At 69.9% G+C, this 17,096-nt stretch carries 14 protein-coding genes; 4 read left to right on the top strand and 10 right to left on the bottom strand.

Features of this window, described 5'->3' with window-relative positions; all coding sequences use genetic code 11:
* Window positions 1–466 precede the first annotated feature (466 nt).
* Together OTB20_RS34635 and dapA are read right to left on the bottom strand one after the other, a co-directional pair.
* Window positions 467–2,152 carry a ribonuclease J gene (locus OTB20_RS34635; RefSeq protein ID WP_267758426.1) on the bottom strand — a complete coding sequence of 562 codons (1,686 nt, stop codon included), beginning with the start codon at window positions 2,150–2,152 and terminating at the stop codon, window positions 467–469.
* Between the two features lie 116 nt (window positions 2,153–2,268).
* Window positions 2,269–3,168 (bottom strand): 4-hydroxy-tetrahydrodipicolinate synthase, encoded by a 900-nt coding sequence (gene dapA / locus OTB20_RS34630; RefSeq protein WP_267758427.1) that lies wholly within the window; start codon window positions 3,166–3,168, stop codon window positions 2,269–2,271.
* Window positions 3,169–3,627: 459 nt separating this feature from the next.
* On the opposite strand from dapA, the gene OTB20_RS34625 reads away from it, so the two are divergent.
* Both OTB20_RS34625 and OTB20_RS34620 read left to right on the top strand, forming a co-directional pair.
* Window positions 3,628–3,867, top strand: a complete 240-nt coding sequence (locus tag OTB20_RS34625; RefSeq protein WP_267758428.1) for a hypothetical protein — start codon at window positions 3,628–3,630, stop codon at window positions 3,865–3,867.
* A 48-nt stretch (window positions 3,868–3,915) separates the two neighbouring features.
* Window positions 3,916–4,476, top strand: a complete 561-nt coding sequence (locus OTB20_RS34620; RefSeq protein ID WP_267823699.1) for a PH domain-containing protein — start codon at window positions 3,916–3,918, stop codon at window positions 4,474–4,476.
* Window positions 4,477–4,530: 54 nt separating this feature from the next.
* On the opposite strand, the gene OTB20_RS34615 is transcribed toward OTB20_RS34620, so the two are convergent.
* The 6 genes from OTB20_RS34615 to eccD all read right to left on the bottom strand — a co-directional run bounded on the left by OTB20_RS34615 (window position 4,531) and on the right by eccD (window position 11,708).
* On the bottom strand, window positions 4,531–5,004 hold the full coding sequence (locus tag OTB20_RS34615) for a tetratricopeptide repeat protein (protein ID WP_267823697.1): 474 nt from the start codon (window positions 5,002–5,004) through the stop codon (window positions 4,531–4,533).
* A gap of 19 nt (window positions 5,005–5,023) precedes the next feature.
* The gene (gene dapB, locus OTB20_RS34610; RefSeq protein WP_267823696.1) at window positions 5,024–5,776 is read right to left on the bottom strand and encodes a 4-hydroxy-tetrahydrodipicolinate reductase; all 753 of its coding nucleotides are present in this window, start codon (window positions 5,774–5,776) and stop codon (window positions 5,024–5,026) included.
* A gap of 74 nt (window positions 5,777–5,850) precedes the next feature.
* The gene (locus OTB20_RS34605; protein ID WP_267823694.1) at window positions 5,851–7,230 is read right to left on the bottom strand and encodes a M16 family metallopeptidase; all 1,380 of its coding nucleotides are present in this window, start codon (window positions 7,228–7,230) and stop codon (window positions 5,851–5,853) included.
* Window positions 7,227–9,458: a polyribonucleotide nucleotidyltransferase gene (locus OTB20_RS34600; RefSeq protein ID WP_267758468.1), complete on the bottom strand. Its 2,232-nt coding sequence runs from the start codon at window positions 9,456–9,458 to the stop codon at window positions 7,227–7,229. Before OTB20_RS34600 ends, OTB20_RS34605 begins: the two co-directional genes overlap by 4 nt.
* Before the next feature lie 284 nt (window positions 9,459–9,742).
* Window positions 9,743–10,030 (bottom strand): 30S ribosomal protein S15, encoded by a 288-nt coding sequence (gene rpsO / locus OTB20_RS34595; protein WP_267758433.1) that lies wholly within the window; start codon window positions 10,028–10,030, stop codon window positions 9,743–9,745.
* Window positions 10,031–10,202: 172 nt separating this feature from the next.
* Window positions 10,203–11,708, bottom strand: coding sequence for a type VII secretion integral membrane protein EccD (gene eccD / locus OTB20_RS34590; protein ID WP_267823692.1), 1,506 nt, complete (start codon window positions 11,706–11,708; stop codon window positions 10,203–10,205).
* A 226-nt stretch (window positions 11,709–11,934) separates the two neighbouring features.
* Here eccD and eccCa point away from each other — a divergent pair, with 226 nt between their 5' ends.
* Window positions 11,935–15,918, top strand: coding sequence for a type VII secretion protein EccCa (eccCa, locus tag OTB20_RS34585; protein WP_267823690.1), 3,984 nt, complete (start codon window positions 11,935–11,937; stop codon window positions 15,916–15,918).
* Window positions 15,919–16,028: 110 nt separating this feature from the next.
* A complete protein-coding gene (locus OTB20_RS34580) occupies window positions 16,029–16,274 on the top strand; it encodes a DUF397 domain-containing protein (protein ID WP_267758437.1) in 246 nt (81 codons plus the stop codon).
* A gap of 78 nt (window positions 16,275–16,352) precedes the next feature.
* Here OTB20_RS34580 and OTB20_RS34575 read toward each other — a convergent pair whose 3' ends face one another.
* The gene (locus tag OTB20_RS34575) at window positions 16,353–16,661 is read right to left on the bottom strand and encodes a WXG100 family type VII secretion target (protein ID WP_267758438.1); all 309 of its coding nucleotides are present in this window, start codon (window positions 16,659–16,661) and stop codon (window positions 16,353–16,355) included.
* A 46-nt stretch (window positions 16,662–16,707) separates the two neighbouring features.
* A complete protein-coding gene (locus OTB20_RS34570) occupies window positions 16,708–17,049 on the bottom strand; it encodes a WXG100 family type VII secretion target (protein ID WP_267758439.1) in 342 nt (113 codons plus the stop codon).
* Window positions 17,050–17,096 lie beyond the last annotated feature (47 nt).

The raw sequence follows: 17,096 nt of genomic DNA, 5'->3' as shown, positions 1-17,096 counted from the left end.
GACGGGGTATCAACTTTTGGCGTTGATTTTTGGCACGCTGTTGAGTTCTCAAGGAACGGACGCTTCCTTTGTACTCACCCTCTCGGGCTTTCCTCCGGGCGCTTCCTTCGTTCTTGTGTCTCCGACTTTATCAGACTCTTTCGGGCCTGATTCCCAGTCAGCGGGTTTCGCTTTCCAGTTCTTCGCTTTCGCGTTTCCCTTTCCGGCGATTCCAACTCTACCAGATCATTTCCATGCCGTTCCTGGCTTGGAATTGAATTGGATGGCCATTGGAGAGCCATTCCCTTTCGGGCGAGCCAGACTTTATCAGGTTTCCCTGCTCTGGAATCCCACCCGCTCGCAACGAGCTGTCCGGGCACACGTGTGTGCCGGGGTGCCGTGCGAGGTGGAGAGGTAAACGTACTGGAGCGGGGCCCCCGGATGCAAATCCGGTTGCCCCGCTCCAGTCGGGTCGCTACGGCGAGGCTCAGACCTCGACGACGACCGGGAGGATCATCGGGCGGCGGCGGTAGCCGTCCGAGACCCACTTGCCCATCGTGCGGCGGATGAGCTGCTGGATCTGGTGCGGCTCCGCCACACCGTCCGCGGCGGCGCGGGCGATGGCTTCCTCGATCTTCGGCAGGACGGCCGTGAACGCCGAGTCGTCGATGCCGGAGCCGCGGGCCTGGATGTTCGGGCCGCTGACGATCTTGCCCGTGGTGCTGTCCACCACGACGTAGACCGAGATGATGCCCTCGTCACCCAGGATCTTGCGGTCCTTGAGGTGGACCTCCGTGACGTCGCCGACCGAGAGGCCGTCCACGTACACGTACCCGGCCTGGACCTTGCCGGAGATGCGGGCCTTGCCGTCGATGAGGTCGACGACGACGCCGTCCTCGGCGATGACGATCCGGTCCTTCGGTACGCCCGTCAGGGCGCCGAGCTCGGCGTTGGCGCGCAGGTGGCGCCATTCGCCGTGGACCGGCATCAGGTTCCGCGGCTTGCAGATGTTGTAGAAGTACAGCAGCTCGCCGGCGGAGGCGTGGCCGGAGACGTGCACCTTGGCGTTGCCCTTGTGCACGACGTTGGCGCCCCAGCGGGTCAGACCGTTGATCACGCGGTAGACCGCGTTCTCGTTGCCCGGGATGAGGGACGAGGCCAGGATGACCGTGTCGCCCGGGACGATCCGGATCTGGTGATCGCGGTTGGCCATGCGGGACAGGGCCGCCATCGGCTCGCCCTGCGAACCCGTGCAGACCAGGACGACCTCGTGGGCCGGCAGGTCGTCGAGGGTCTTGACGTCCACGACCAGGCCGGCCGGCACCTTCAGGTAGCCCAGGTCACGGGCGATGCCCATGTTGCGGACCATCGAACGGCCGACGAAGGCGACCCTGCGGCCGTACTCGTGGGCGGCGTCGAGGATCTGCTGGATGCGGTGCACGTGGCTGGCGAAGCTGGCCACGATGATCCGGTTGTTGGCGTTGGCGAACACCGTGCGCAGGACGCCCGAGATCTCGCGCTCGGGCGGGACGAAGCCCGGGACCTCGGCGTTCGTCGAGTCCGAGAGGAGAAGGTCGATGCCCTCTTCGCTCAGGCGCGCGAAGGCGTGCAGGTCGGTGAGGCGGTTGTCCAGCGGCAGCTGGTCCATCTTGAAGTCGCCGGTGCAGACGACCATGCCGGCGCCGGTGCGGATGGCCACGGCCAGGGCATCCGGGATGGAGTGGTTGACGGCGATGAACTCGCAGTCGAAGGGGCCCAGGTTCTCGCGCTCGCCTTCCTTCACCTCGAGGGTGTAGGGGCGGATGCGGTGCTCCTGGAGCTTCGCCTCGATGAGGGCCAGCGTCAGCTTGGAACCGATCAGCGGGATGTCCGGCTTCTCCCGGAGGAGGTAGGGGACGGCGCCGATGTGGTCCTCGTGGCCGTGCGTGAGGACGATGCCCTCGATGTCGTCGAGGCGATCCCGGATGGACGAGAAGTCCGGCAGGATCAGGTCGATGCCGGGCTGCTCCTCCTCGGGGAAGAGGACGCCGCAGTCGACGATGAGCAGGCGACCGTCGAACTCGAAGACGGTCATGTTGCGGCCGATCTCACCGAGCCCGCCCAGGGGGGTGACCCGAAGGCCGCCCTTGGGGAGCTTCGGCGGCGGACCGAGTTCAGGATGCGGATGGCTCAAAAGGTTCTCCTTCACCACGCGCGCCCACGTACCCGTCGAGGCCCGTGGCGCGCATGTCATTCGTGCACTTGCTGTGGTCTTGTGTGGTTCTGCTTATTCAGTTGTGAAGTCTGGTGTCAGAGCTGTACCCCGCCGGCGGCAAGATCGATCTTGAGCTGCGCCGTCTCTTCGGCGGTCAGCTCGACGAGCGGGAGCCGCAGCGGGCCCGCGGGCAGGCCCTGCAGGTTCAGTGCGCCCTTGGTGGTGATCACACCCTGGGTGCGGAACATGCCGGTGAAGACGGGGAGCAGCTTCTGGTGGATCTCGGTGGCCTTTTGGACGTCTCCGCCCAGGTGGGCCGCAAGCATCTCGCGGAGCTCGGGGGTGACCACGTGACCGACCACGGAGACGAAGCCGATCGCGCCGACCGACAGGAGCGGCAGGTTCAGCATGTCGTCACCGGAGTACCAGGCCAGGCCGCTCTGTGCGATGGCCCAGCTTGCGCGTCCGAGGTCGCCCTTGGCGTCCTTGTTGGCAACGATACGGGGGTGCTCGGCCAGCCGGACGAGGGTTTCCGTATTGATCGGGACACCGCTGCGGCCGGGGATGTCGTAGAGCATCACCGGGAGCTCGGTGGCGTCGGCGATCGCCGTGAAGTGCCGGAAGAGGCCCTCCTGTGGCGGCTTGCTGTAGTACGGGGTGACCGCGAGCAGGCCGTGGGCGCCGGTGCGCTCGGCCTGGCGGGCGAGCTCCAGGGTGTGACGGGTGTCATTGGTGCCGATGCCGGCGACCACGTGGGCCCGGTCTCCGACAGCTTCGAGTACGGCTCGTACGAGGTCGTTTTTCTCCGCGTCAGTGGTGGTCGGCGACTCACCGGTGGTGCCGTTGATGATCAGGCCGTCGTTGCCTGCGTCCACCAGGTGGACGGCGAGCTGCTGCGCGCCGTCGAGGTCAAGTGCGCCATCAGCCGTAAACGGCGTGATCATGGCGGTGAGGACCCGCCCGAAGGGGGTCTGCGGAGTCGAGATCGGAGCCATGGGTAACACGCTACTCGCTGCCATGCTCGCGGTGTCCCCTCGGGGGACGTGATGAGGGTGTTGGAGCCCGGCACTGCCTGCTCGGGGGTTCAAGCAGTGCCGGGTCCGTTTGATCAGCCTAGATGAACTTTACGAAACGTGGCAATACGGACACTTCGGACTCGATCCGTACATCCGTGCGGAACCGGTTGATCAGGCCTTACGGGGCAACACGGACGGCCGCCGGAAGGGCGCCTCCGGCGTCGCTCCGCCGGGGAGGAGGGGCCGGCCGGCAGGGCCGAACGGGCAGCCCGAGCTCCCCCGGGCCCTGACCTGCCGATCTGACGCAGCGCCAAAAAATTTGGGCAATGTCCTGAAAACCGGCACCGATCGGGTCCTTTGTACGTCTTACCTAGTAGAACGTCCGCCCATCCCGCCTCCACCGCCCCCAGGGCCCCGACCGTGAGGAGAGTCGCCCCCATGTTCCGCCGGCGCGAACCAGTCCCGTTCGCCTTCGTCGCCGAGGCCGACCGATTCCGCAGCAACGTCACTCCGCCGCCGCGCGAGAGTCTGAGCAAGACCCAGATGGCCGCCCGTAGTCTGGTCGGACTGACCGTCGTGGCGGGGCTCGTCGGGTCGCTGCTCTTCGGCATCTCTTCACTGCAGCCGAGCCACGCACCGGCGAAGTCGCAGCAGTCGGAGGCCTCCGAGGGACGGTAGCCTCACGTGCACAGCCCAACCGAACGTGCATGTGAGTGAGGTCCTGCCGTGCCCCTGCCCTTCCTGACGGCCGACGGCGCATTCGACGCGCACGACAACGGGGAGACGCTCCCCTACGAAGACCCGGACCGCTGGCGTCGCCCCTACCGCCCGGGGCCCTGGCGGGTGGCCATCGCCGCGGTGGCGCTCCTGCTCGGCGCGTTCATGCTGTTCGCCACGGTGATCATCGTGGCGGCCGGCACCTGGACCGGCGCCCTGGGCGGCATGCTCGCCTCGCTCGCCGTGGTCGGCTCGGCCCTGCGGATGCTGCGTACGGGCGTCTGGGTGAGCCCCAAGGGGCTGCGCGTGGTGGGGTTCTTCACCACCCGCTCGATCCCCTGGAGCCAGGTCGGTGCGGTCCGCACCGTGCAGCAGCCCGTGCGCTGGCTCGGGCTGCCGAGGACCGTACAGGGCCAGGCCCTGACGGTGGCCGCGCGCGGCGGCTCCGCGCTGCCGGTGCTGCTCACCGACCACAGCGCCGACTTCCTGTCGCGGACCGAGGCCTTCGACCGGGCCGCCGACTCCGTCGGGGCCTGGGCCGACGAGTACCGGGCCGTACCGGTGGGCTGAGCTCCCGTCACGGCCCGGCCACCGCGACCATCAATTGAGCAACCACAACGGCGATCAGCCACGTCCGCGAGAGCGGCGCCGGTTTAGGCGCAAAGAGGGGTGCAGGGAGATGGCCCGCTGCATGGCCTTGCGGGCCCGCGGGGTGTCGCGTGCGTCGTGGTAGGCGACGGCGAGGCGGAACCAGCTGCGCCAGTCCCCCGGCGCGTCCTCCGTCTCGGCCCTGCGGCGCGCGAAGACCTCGTCGGCCGAGTCCCGCAGGATCCGGCCGTACTTGTCCCGCTCCAACTCGTCCACGGGCAGTCCGCCCTCGGCCTCCAGCTCGACTCCGAGCTGGTTGGCACGGGTGACGAACTGGGTGTTCTTCCAGAGGAACCAGACGCCGATGACCGGCAGGATCAGCACGGCCACCCCGAACGTGACCGTGAGCCAGGTCCCGTGCCGGATCAGCATCAGGCCCCTGCTGCCGGCCAGGACGAAGTACACGACCAGGACCGCGGCCGTGATGAAGTAGATGATCTTCGCGCGCATGGGTGAAGCCGCCTGCTCGTCAGCCGAGTTCGAGGAAGTTTTCCAGGCCGAAGGTGAGGCCCGGGGCCTGCGTCACGCGGCGCGCGCCGAGCAGGATGCCCGGCATGAAGCTGCTGTGGTGCAGGGAGTCGTGACGGATGGTCAGGGTCTCGCCCTCACCGCCGAGGAGCACCTCCTGGTGGGCCAGCAGGCCACGCAGGCGGATCGCGTGCACCGGGACGCCGTCGACGTCCGCGCCGCGCGCTCCGTCGAGCGCGGTGGCGGTCGCGTCGGGCTGCGCGCCGAGGCCGGCCTCGGCGCGGGCGGCCGCGATGAGCTGCGCCGTACGGGTGGCCGTGCCGGAGGGGGCGTCGACCTTGTTGGGGTGGTGCAGTTCGACGACCTCGACGGACTCGAAGTACCGCGCGGCCTGGACGGCGAACTTCATGGTGAGGACGGCGCCGATGGAGAAGTTCGGCGCGATGAGCACACCGGTGCCCGGGGACGCGGCGAGCCAGGTGTTCAGCCGGGCGAGGCGGTCCTCGGTCCAGCCGGTGGTGCCGACCACTCCGTGGATGCCGTGGCCGATGAGGAACTCCAGGTTCTCCATCACCGAGGCGGGGGTGGTCAGCTCGACCGCGACCTGGGCGCCGGCGTCGGTCAGCGTCTCCAGCTTGTCTCCGCGGCCGAGGGCGGCCACCAGTTCCATGTCCGGGGCGGCCTCGACGGCCTTGACCGCCTCGGAGCCGATACGGCCGTGGGCGCCGAGAACCGCCACGCGCAGCTTGCTCATGTCATTCCTTAAAGTCCGTGCGGACCTGGGCCCTGTCCCGGGGCCCAGGCAACGTGCTCCTGAGATGCGCCGGGTCAGGCGACGACCTCGTCGAGACGGGCTGCCTGCTTCTCCTTCAGCGGGCCGATCACCGCGAGCGACGGCCGCTGGGCCAGTACGTCCTGGGCGACCGAGCGCACCTCGTCCGGGGTGACGGCCCCGATCCGGGCCAGCAGGTCGTCGACCGACATCTGGTCGCCCCAGCACAGCTCGCTCTTGCCGATCCGGTTCATGATCGCGCCGGTGTCCTCCAGGCCGAGGACGGTGGAGCCGGACAGCTGGCCGACGGCCCGCCGGATCTCCTCGTCGGTGAGGCCGTCGGCGGCGACCTTGTCCAGCTCGTCCCGGCAGATCCGCAGTACGTCGTGGACCTGGCTCGGGCGGCAGCCGGCGTAGACGCCGAAGAGGCCGGTGTCGGCGAAGCCCGAGGTGTACGAGTACACGCTGTACGCGAGGCCGCGCTTCTCCCTGACCTCCTGGAAGAGGCGGGAGGACATGCCACCTCCGAGCGCGGTGTTCAGTACGCCCAGTGCCCAGCGGCGCTCGTCGGTGCGGGCCAGGGCCGGCATGCCGAGGACCACGTGGGCCTGCTCGGTCTTACGGTTGACCAGCTCGACCCGGCCGGAGGTGCGGATCCGCTTGGTGCCGGAGCGCGGTCCCACCGGTTCGGCGTCGGTGCGGGTCAGGGCGCCGGCCTTCTCGAAGGCCGCGCGGACCTGGCGTACGACCTTGTTGTGGTCGACGTTTCCGGCGGCCGCCACGACCAGGTGGGTGGGGTCGTAGTGCTTCTTGTAGAAGCGGCGGATCCGGTCGGCGGTGAGCGCGTTGATCGTGTCCACGGTGCCGAGGACGGGGCGCCCGAGCGGGGTGTCCCCGTACATGGTCTGGGCGAACAGGTCGTGGACCATGTCGCCCGGATCGTCCTCGGTCATCGCGATCTCTTCGAGGATGACTCCGCGCTCGGCGTCGACATCGGATTCGAGGATCAGCGAGCCGGTGAGCATGTCGCACACGACGTCGATGGCCAGGGGCAGGTCGGTGTCGAGCACCCGCGCGTAGTAGCAGGTGTACTCCTTCGCCGTGAAGGCGTTCATCTCGCCGCCGACCGCGTCGATCGCGGAGGAGATGTCGAGGGCACTGCGCTTCTCGGTGCCCTTGAAGAGGAGGTGCTCGAGATAGTGCGTGGCGCCGTTCAGTGACGGCGTCTCGTCCCGGGAGCCGACGTGCGCCCAGATCCCGAAGGTGGCGGAGCGGACGGACGGCAGGGTCTCGGTGACAACGCGCAGTCCGCCGGGGAGGACCGTACGCCGCACGGTGCCGATGCCGTTGGCGCCCTTGAGCAATGTTTGGGTACGGGCGACGGCCCGCCCCTCCGAAGAGGGGCGGGCCGTCACACGCGAACTACGCGACGTCACTTGTCGGAGTCGTCCTTGTCTGCGTCATCCGAGTCGGCGTCGGCGGTCTCGCCGTCGACCACGGGGATCAGGGAGAGCTTGCCGCGGGAGTCGATCTCCGCGATCTCGACCTGGACCTTGGTACCGACCGCGAGCACGTCCTCGACGTTCTCCACGCGCTTGCCACCGGCGAGCTTGCGGATCTGCGAGATGTGCAGCAGACCGTCCTTGCCCGGCATGAGGGAGACGAAGGCACCGAAGGTGGTGGTCTTGACGACCGTACCCAGGTAACGCTCGCCGACCTCCGGCATGGTCGGGTTGGCGATCTGGTTGATCGTGGCGCGGGCGGCCTCGGCGGCCGGGCCGTCGGAGGCACCGATGTAGATGGTGCCGTCGTCCTCGATCGTGATCTCGGCGCCGGTGTCTTCCTGGATCTGGTTGATCATCTTACCCTTGGGCCCGATGACCTCGCCGATCTTGTCCACCGGGATCTTGACCGTGATGATCCGCGGGGCGAACGGGGACATGGCGTCCGGCGTGTCGATCGCTTCCATCATCACGTCGAGGATGTGGAGGCGGGCGTCGCGGGCCTGCTTGAGGGCGGCGGCCAGAACGGAGGCCGGGATGCCGTCGAGCTTGGTGTCCAGCTGGAGCGCGGTGACGAACTCCTTGGTGCCGGCGACCTTGAAGTCCATGTCGCCGAAGGCGTCTTCCGCACCGAGGATGTCGGTGAGGGCGACGTAGTGGGTCTTGCCGTCGATCTCCTGCGAGATCAGGCCCATGGCGATACCGGCGACGGGGGCCTTGAGGGGCACACCGGCGTTCAGCAGCGACATGGTGGAGGCGCAGACCGAGCCCATGGACGTCGAGCCGTTGGAGCTGAGGGCCTCGGACACCTGACGGATCGCGTAGGGGAACTCCTCGCGCGTCGGGAGGACCGGCACGATCGCGCGCTCGGCGAGCGCGCCGTGGCCGATCTCGCGGCGCTTCGGCGAACCGACGCGGCCGGTCTCGCCGACCGAGTACGGCGGGAAGTTGTAGTTGTGCATGTAGCGCTTGCGGGTCACCGGGGAGAGGGTGTCCAGCTGCTGCTCCATGCGGAGCATGTTGAGGGTGGTGACGCCCAGGATCTGGGTCTCGCCACGCTCGAACAGCGCCGAGCCGTGCACGCGCGGGATGGCCTCGACCTCGGCGGCGAGGGTACGGATGTCCGTGATCCCGCGACCGTCGATGCGGATCTTGTCCTTGATGACGCGCTCGCGGACCAGGGCCTTGGTCAGGCTGCGGTACGCGGCGGAGATCTCCTTCTCGCGGCCTTCGAAGGCCGGGAGGAGCTTCGCGGCGGCGATCTCCTTGACGCGGTCCAGCTCGGCCTCGCGGTCCTGCTTGCCCGCGATGGTCAGCGCCTTGGCGAGCTCGCCCTTGACGGCGGCCGAGAGGGCCTCGTACACGTCGTCCTGGTAGTCCAGGAAGACCGGGAACTCGCCCTCGGGCTTGGCGGCCTTGGCGGCCAGGTCGGCCTGGGCCTTGCAGAGGGCCTTGATGAAGGGCTTCGAGGCGTCGAGGCCGGCGGCCACGACCTCCTCGGTCGGCGCCTCGGCGCCGCCCTTGACGAGGGCGATGGTCTTCTCGGTGGCCTCGGCCTCGACCATCATGATCGCGACGTCGCCGTCCTCGAGCACGCGGCCCGCGACGACCATGTCGAAGACGGCGTCCTCGAGCTCGGTGTGCGTCGGGAAGGCAACCCACTGGCCGCGGATCAGCGCGACGCGGACGCCGCCGATCGGGCCGGAGAAGGGCAGGCCGGCCAGCTGGGTGGACGCGGAGGCGGCGTTGATCGCCACGACGTCGTACAGGTGGTCGGGGTTGAGCGCCATGATCGTCGCGACGACCTGGATCTCGTTGCGCAGGCCCTTCTTGAAGGACGGGCGCAGCGGGCGGTCGATCAGGCGACAGGTGAGGATCGCGTCCTCGGAGGGGCGACCCTCGCGGCGGAAGAAGGAGCCGGGGATCTTGCCGGCCGCGTACTGCCGCTCCTCGACGTCCACCGTCAGGGGGAAGAAGTCGAGCTGGTCCTTGGGCTTCTTCGACGCGGTGGTGGCGGAAAGCACCATCGTGTCGTCGTCCAGGTAGGCAACGGCGGAGCCGGCGGCCTGGCGGGCCAGACGGCCCGTCTCGAAGCGGATGGTGCGGGTACCGAAGGAACCGTTGTCAATGACGGCCTCGGCGTAGTGGGTCTCGTTCTCCACTAGCGTTCTCTCCATTTTCGTCGTCTCCGTCCGCCACCCGTGTGGTGGTGGACGGTTGCGGAGGAGCGCTCTTGGCGTGCGGGCCGGTCTTCGATCGAAGCAGCCGGGCGAAGCCGCGTGCGGGCTTTCCGGTTGCCACTACCGAGGACCGGCGGCATAGGGAGGGCGCTCCCCCTCTTCAGTTGTGCGCGCGGTCTCCAGACTACAAAGCGTCCGGTACGTCGCGCACGTACAGCAAAGGGAGCGGCCCCCTCAATGTGGGAACCGCTCCCTTCACAGCGTCTTTACTTGGCGCCGGCCGCACCGCGGCGGATGCCGAGGCGCTCGACCAGCGTACGGAAGCGCTGGATGTCCTTCTTGGCCAGGTACTGCAGAAGGCGGCGGCGCTGGCCGACCAGGATCAGCAGACCACGACGGGAGTGGTGGTCGTGCTTGTGGAGCTTCAGGTGCTCGGTCAGGTCCGAGATGCGGCGGGACAGCATGGCGACCTGGACCTCGGGGGAGCCGGTGTCGCCCTCCTTGGCACCAAACTCTGCGATGAGCTGCTTCTTTACTGCGGCGTCGAGCGGCACGCGTACTCCTCGTAATAGGTCTTCGTTGCCACCGAGTGCCCCAGGTCGAATTCTCTGGGGAGCTTCCGTAACTCGGGAGGCGGGGTCCGCTGAGCGCAGCCTCCGGAGGAATCCGGGGGCGCGTACACAAGCGGCCGTCACACAGCGTACCAGGCTGCCGCTCTGCCCAGTCTCAGCTGGTGAGAGCGCGGGCCCGGGCGTAGACGTCGAGCACGGCCAGGGTCAGCGGGACCAGGCTGAGCAGCACCGCGGCCTCGGTGAGATCCAGCAGGCGCCCCCAGAAGGGTGACAGACCCTTGCGGGGAATGACCAGCGCAATTCCCGTGAGGAGGGCCGCACCGGCGGCCACGGCCGCGGAAAGCCAGAGCGTACGGAGCTCCAGACCGCTGTGGTCCCCGTACAGGGCGAGCTCGCGGAGCAGGTCGGCCGGCGGGTTCATGGCGAGGCCGAGGACGAGCAGGCCGAGGGCGGCGAAGCCGGCCACGAGGGTGCAGGCGACCTGGGAGGTGTAGCGGAAGAGCCGGGCGCGCAGCAGCATGGCGAGCCCGGTGGCCAGGGCCAGGAGCCGGGCCCAGGTGTTGTCGGAGAAGCCGAGGACGGCGGCGGAGCCGACGGCGACCGCGGCGCAGCCGCCGACCAGTCCGAGGAGCATCTCGTGGCCGCGGCGGGCCTGGGCGGCGATGGCCTCGGCGTCGAGCGGGGCCCCGGAGTCGTGCGCGTCGGCGGCGGAGCGCTCACCGTAGGGCTCGCTCTCGTAGCGGTCCGGGGTCTCGTACTCGGCTACGGCGCTCTGCGGGGAGGCGTAGCCGATGGGGAGCCGGGCGAAGCGGGCGGAGAGGCCGGGGAGGAAGGCGACGAGGCCGATGGCGGCCGGGGCGCAGACGGCGGCGGCGGAGGTCGCGCCGGTGTCGGCGGCGATCGCGGCGAAGGTGGCCAGGGTGCCGGTGGCGCCGAGGAAGGTGGTCGCGACGAAGGGGGCGTCACCGTCGGGGGTGAGGGCGACGAGGGCGACGGAGGCGACGAGCACGCAGACGCAGCCGAGGAGGAACTGGAGCCGGCCGGGGCCCTGGCCGGCGGCGGGGGCGATGATGCCGGATCCGGCCAGCAGCAGGTGCGGTACGGCGGCGAGGCCGAGGGCGACGGCGGAGCCGCGGTCGCGGTAGACCCGGGCGCGAACCCCGGCGGCGGCGGTCAGGAGCACGCCGACGGAGCCGGCGATGATGCCGGGCAGGCCGTGCATGTCGTGCAGGACGGGGTCGGCGTACCAGAGGACGAAGCCGAGGAGGACGAAGAGGACGGCGGCGCCGGTCAGGCCCGCGCCGCGCAGCATGTCGTCGCTCCAGCGGTGGCGGCCCTGCACCACGGCGGAGGCGACGGCGTCGGAGACGTCGTCGAAGACCGCGGGCGGCAGGGACTCGGCGAAGGGGCGCAGGCTCAGTACTTCGCCGTCCAGCACCTGCTGGGCGGCGAGGGTGCGGGCGCCGTCGAGGACGGTGCCGGAGCGCAGGACCAGGTGGAAGCCTGTCGGGGCGCCGACGGGCTGGGTCTGGCCGGTGAGGCGCAGCAGCTCGGGGTAGATGTCGGCGACGGCGATGTCCTCGGGGAGGGCGACGTCTATGCGGCTGTCGGGAGCCACGACGGTGACCCTGCGGAAGCCGGTCGCCTCGGCGGTGTTCACCTGATGCCCCCCGGTGGGTGTGTGCGTCGGCGTGCGCCGGGGGTGGTGGTCCGCCCGCCGGTGCGCAGCCGATTCGCGGATGCGCATGCCGCGCGCCACCCTACCGGGCGTGTGGGTGACTGTCGGCAAGTAGGATCACCTCTCTGCGGAGGAGACCCCCTTCGCGCCCGGGACTTGAGGGCGCCCGTTGCGACGTCCCGTCTGTTTTCGAGGGATTGATGCTCCGGTGAGCCAGATCGTCGTCAAACGTCCGCCCCGGTCACTGCCGTCCGAAGTGCCTTCGGACGAACTGCGGCTGGAGGCCCCGCCGGAGCTCCCGCGGGGGCAGCAGGAGGGTGTGCTGATGCAGCTCCTCCCGATGCTCGGGATGGGCTCGTCGGCCGTCTTCTTCTTCATGCCGGGTGCCGCGCCGTTCATGCGCATCATGGGCGTGCTGATGATGGTGTCGACGGTGGGCATGCTGGTGGCCCAGTTGGTGCGGCACCGGCGCGGCACGCAAGGGCAAATGGCCGATATCCGGCGGGACTACCTCAAGTACCTGGCTCAAACCCGCCGTCAGGTACGGAGGACCGCGCGGGCCCAGCGTGACGCGCAGTTGTATCTGCACCCGGCTCCGGAGCAGTTGTGGTCGGTGGTGGCCGAGGGTTCGCGGCTGTGGGAGCGGCGGGTCGGCGACGCGGACTTCGGGCAGGCCCGGCTGGGGCTGGGCGCGCAGCGCCTGGCGACCCCGCTGGTGGCTCCGGAGACGGCGCCGGTGGACGAGCTGGAGCCGCTGACCGCGGGTGCCATGCAGCGGTTCCTGAAGGTGCACTCCTCGCTGGACGGGCTGCCGATGGCGGTGTCGTTGCGGGCGTTCTACCACGTGACGGTGTCCGGGGAGGCGGAGTCGGCGCGCGGCACCGCGCGGGCGCTGGTGGCGCAGCTGACGACGCTGCACTCCCCCGAGGACCTGATGGTGGCGGTGGTGGCCGCGCCGGGCGCGGTGGCGGAGTGGGACTGGGTGAAGTGGCTGCCGCACACCCAGCTTCCGGGTCAGATCGACGGGGCCGGTACGAAGCGGCTGTTCGGCGACGACATCGGTGAGGTGGAGGCGCTGCTGAGCTCCCGGCTGGAGGGGCGGCCCCGGTTCAGCCGGGAGGGTTCCCCGGTGCTGGACCAGCCGCACGTGGTCCTCGTGCTGGACTCGGGTTCCCGCGGGGGTCTGGTGCCGCCGGACTCCGTGTTCGCGGCGGCCGAGGGTCTGCAGGGGGTCACCGTCGTCGAGGTGGTGGCGGGCGAGCTGGACGAGGCGCGCGGCGGGCTGTCGGTCGTGGTGCGGCCGGGCCGGCTGCGGCTGGAGTCGGGTGCGGGCATCGCCTACGAGGGTCTGCCGGACACCCTGTCGCTGCCGGCGGCCGAGGCGCTGGCCCGGCAGCTCGCGCCGTTGCGGACGGGCGGCGGGGACGAGGACGAGCCGCTGCTGGCGAACCTGGACTTCACCGACCTGCTGAACCTGGGCGACGCGGGCGCCGTGGACGTGGCCCGGACCTGGCGTCCGCGCTCGGCCGGCGAGCGGCTGCGCGTGCCGATCGGGGTGGGCGAGGACGGCTCCCCGGTGATGCTGGACCTGAAGGAGGCCGCGCAGGAGGGCATGGGCCCGCACGGGCTGTGCGTGGGCGCGACCGGTTCGGGAAAGTCGGAGCTGCTGCGCACGCTCGTGCTGGGGCTGGCCGTCACGCACACCTCGGAGACGCTGAACTTCGTACTCGCCGACTTCAAGGGCGGTGCGACCTTCACGGGGATGGGGCAGATGCCGCACGTCGCGGCGGTCATCACCAACCTCGCGGACGACCTCACGCTCGTGGACCGCATGGGCGACTCCATCCGGGGCGAGCTGCAGCGCCGTCAGGAGCTGCTGCGGTCGGCGGGCAACTACGCGAACATCCACGACTACGAGAAGGCCCGCGCGGCGGGTGCGCCGCTGGAGCCGCTGGCCTCGCTGGTGCTGGTCATCGACGAGTTCTCCGAGCTGCTGACCGCCAAGCCGGACTTCATCGACATGTTCATCCAGATCGGCCGCATCGGCCGGTCGCTGGGCGTGCACCTGCTGCTGGCCTCGCAGCGGCTGGAGGAGGGCAAGCTCCGCGGGCTGGACACCTACCTGTCGTACCGGATCGGTCTGCGGACGTTCTCGGCGGCGGAGTCGCGGACCGCGATCGGTGTGCCGGACGCCTACCACCTGCCGTCGGTGCCCGGTTCGGGCTACCTGAAGTTCGGTACGGAGGAGATGACGCGCTTCAAGGCCGCGTACGTCTCGGGCACCTACCGTTCGGGCGGGCCGGACCTGTCGGTCGGGCTGTTCCCGGTGGAGCGGCGGCCCGTGCTGTTCACGGCGACTCCGGTGCCGGTGGTGTACGCGGCTCCGGACCCGGCGTACCTGTCGGCGCGGGCGGCGGAGGCCGAGCGGACCGCCCAGGGGGACGACGCGCTGGCGGACACGGTGCTGGACGTGATCGTGGGACGGCTGGAGGGGCAGGGGGTGCCGGCGCACCAGGTGTGGCTGCCGCCGCTCGACCAGGCTCCGCCGCTGGACCAGCTGCTGCCGGCGCTGGCGCCCTCGGCGGAGCGCGGGCTGCACGCGGAGGGGTACACGCGGCCGGGCGGGCTGGTCGTGCCGCTCGGACTCATCGACAAGCCGTTCGAGCAGCGGCGCGAGGTGCTGTACCGGGACTTCTCCGGCGCGGCGGGCCACATGATGGTGGTCGGCGGTCCGCAGTCGGGCAAGTCCACGCTGATGCGGACGCTGATCGCCTCGTTCGCGCTGACGCACACCCCGCGCGAGGTGCAGTTCTACGGGCTGGACTTCGGCGGCGGCGGTCTGTCCTCTCTGTCCGAACTGCCGCACGTGGGCGGGATCGCGTCCCGGCTGGACCCGGAGCGGGTGCGGCGCACGGTCGCCGAGGTGGCCGGGGTGCTGCGCCGGCGCGAGGAGTTCTTCCGCTCGAACGGCATCGACTCGATCGGCACCTACCGGCGCCGCCGGGCGGCGGGCGAGCTGCCCGGCGAGGCCTGGGGCGACGTCTTCCTGGTCATCGACGGCTGGGGCGGCTTCCGGAACGAGTACGAGGCCCTGGAGCAGATCGTCACGGACATCGCGTCCCGCGGACTGGGATACGGCATCCACGTGGTGGTCACGGTCGCCCGGTACATGGAGGTCCGGGCCGCACTGAAGGACCAGATCCTCAGCCGGCTGGAGCTGCGTCTCGGTGATGTCATGGACTCCGAGTTCGACCGCAAGGTCGCGGCGAACGTCCCGCCGGGGATGCCGGGCCGCGGCCAGGTCGCGGAGAAGCTGCACTTCCTGGGCGCACTGCCGCGGGTCGACGGCTCGCACGCGACGGAGGACCTGTCGGAGGCCACGGCGGCCTTCGTGGACGCCGTGAAGCAGAACTGGCCGGGCCAGGCGGCCCCCGGCGTGCGGCTGCTGCCGCGACTGCTGCACGCGGACCAGCTGCCGAAGGGCGGGGAGTACCCGGAGCGCGGAATCGCGATCGGCATCGACGAGACCGAACTGGAGCCGGTGTTCGTCGACTTCGAGACCGACCCCTTCCTCCTCGTGTTCGGCGAGAGCGAGTCGGGCAAGACGAATCTGCTGCGGCTCATCGCGCAGCGGATCGCGGAGCGCTACGGCCCGGACCGGGCGCGGCTCGTGGTCGGCGACTACCGGCGCGGCCTGCTCGGCGCGCTGCCGGAGGAGCACCTGCTGGAGTACGCGCCGATGGCGAGCTCCCTCCAGATGCACATGGAGGCGCTGGCCGGGGTGTTCGCCCGCCGGCAGCCGCCGCAGGACGTCACTCCGCAGCAGTTGCGGGACCGCAGCTGGTGGACGGGCCCGGACGTGTTCATCATCATCGACGATTTCGACCTGGTGGCCACGAGTCAGGGCAATCCGCTGGCGCAGCTCGTGGAGTTCCTGCCGTTCGCCCGGGACACGGGCGTCCGGTTCGTCATCGCGCGCAGCTCGGCGGGTGCCTCGCGCGCGCTGTACGAGCCGTTCATGCAGCGGATCAAGGAGCTGGGCGCGCAGGGCGTGGTGCTGTCCGGCGATCCGTCCGAGGGCGATCTGGTCGGCAACGTGCGGCCGCGCCCCATGCCTCCGGGCCGGGCCTCCTTCGTCTCGCGCAAGCGCGGGACCTCACTGGTCCAGATCGGCCGGATGCCGGGGATGTAGGACGGGAGGCCGGCCGGTGCGCGGGGGCGGAGGCTTGCGGAAAGCCCCCGCCCACGGCTGGTCAGCGTCGATAATCGGCAGGGATCGCACCACCGAAGGAGAGGCCGCGCATGGGCACCCAGCAGGAGAAGGACGAGCTGTACGCGCTCGACATCAGCGGCATCGAGTGGGAGGGCCCGCCCGGGACCTCTCCCGACGAGGAGCGGGTCGAGATCGCCCGGCTGCCCGAGGGAGCGGTGGCGATGCGGTCCTCGCTGGACCGGGACACGGTGCTGCGGTACACCGCGGCCGAGTGGGAAGCGTTCGTACTCGGGGCCAGGGACGGGGAGTTCGACCTCGACCGGGGTCCGCGCTGAGGCCCGTCCCCGGACGGAGGAAGGGGCGCGCCCTGTGCGGGCGCGCCCCTTCCTCGTACTCCGTGGTGCCGCGCGGGCCTAGTAGGCCTCGGTGAACAGCCGCGAGGCCTTCACGTCGGTGGCGCGGTAGTCGTTCTTGCCGCGCTCGATGAGGTCGGCGACCTGGCGCAGCTGGGCGCGCATGTGGTCGGCCTTGCCGTTGTACTTGCGCTGCAGCTCCACGTACTGGGCGTGCGCCTCGCCGTCCCAGGTGTCGGTGACGACCGTCAGGGCCGCGCCCATCTCGTCGAGGTCCTTCTTGATGTTGTCCGAGACGATCCGGATGCGGTCCGCCATGACCTGGACGCTCTCGTACTGGACCTTGGTGTGCCCGTCGTTCGCGGTCATGCTCTTCTCCTTCGCACGGGGCTGGGCAGGTGGGTGGGGAAGCGGGTCAGATCCCGTTCAGGGCGGAGGTGTTGCCACCGCCGCTGGCGGCCTTGACCGACTGGAACGCCGAGACCACGTCGTCGTCCTGCGCGTTGCTCAGGTTCTTGGTCTGCCCGACCGCGTTGTGCAGGACGCCGAGCAGCCGACGGATCTCGTCGTGGTCCTCGTTGACGACCGTCTGCGCGGAGGTGAACCCCGACGCACCCACACCGGTCCAGCCCGCACTGACTGTGGCGAGGATGTCCGCCAGCTCCCGGGACTGCCGCGTGACGCTGTCGGCGGTCTCCGAAATCTTGTTCAGTGCCTGCTTTACCGGGTCATCAGCGAGTCCGAAATTGTTGGTCATCCGAAGCTCCTCATCTCTCAATTCGCCAGACAGAAACGGCGGATCGC

Source organism: Streptomyces sp. H27-H1, assembly GCF_026627445.1.
GTDB lineage: Bacteria > Actinomycetota > Actinomycetes > Streptomycetales > Streptomycetaceae > Streptomyces.
This window is presented reverse-complemented; position numbering and strand designations above follow the sequence as displayed.

What these genes read in the sequence shown, in the direction of transcription:
- dapA (WP_267758427.1), bottom strand. Translation starts at nt 3,168, where the DNA reads ATGGCTCCGATCTCGACTCCGCAGACCCCCTTCGGGCGGGTCCTCACC.
- OTB20_RS34625 (WP_267758428.1), top strand. Translation starts at nt 3,628, where the DNA reads ATGTTCCGCCGGCGCGAACCAGTCCCGTTCGCCTTCGTCGCCGAGGCC.
- OTB20_RS34615 (WP_267823697.1), bottom strand. Translation starts at nt 5,004, where the DNA reads ATGCGCGCGAAGATCATCTACTTCATCACGGCCGCGGTCCTGGTCGTG.
- dapB (WP_267823696.1), bottom strand. Translation starts at nt 5,776, where the DNA reads ATGAGCAAGCTGCGCGTGGCGGTTCTCGGCGCCCACGGCCGTATCGGC.
- OTB20_RS34580 (WP_267758437.1), top strand. Translation starts at nt 16,029, where the DNA reads ATGGGCACCCAGCAGGAGAAGGACGAGCTGTACGCGCTCGACATCAGC.
- OTB20_RS34575 (WP_267758438.1), bottom strand. Translation starts at nt 16,661, where the DNA reads ATGACCGCGAACGACGGGCACACCAAGGTCCAGTACGAGAGCGTCCAG.
- OTB20_RS34570 (WP_267758439.1), bottom strand. Translation starts at nt 17,049, where the DNA reads ATGACCAACAATTTCGGACTCGCTGATGACCCGGTAAAGCAGGCACTG.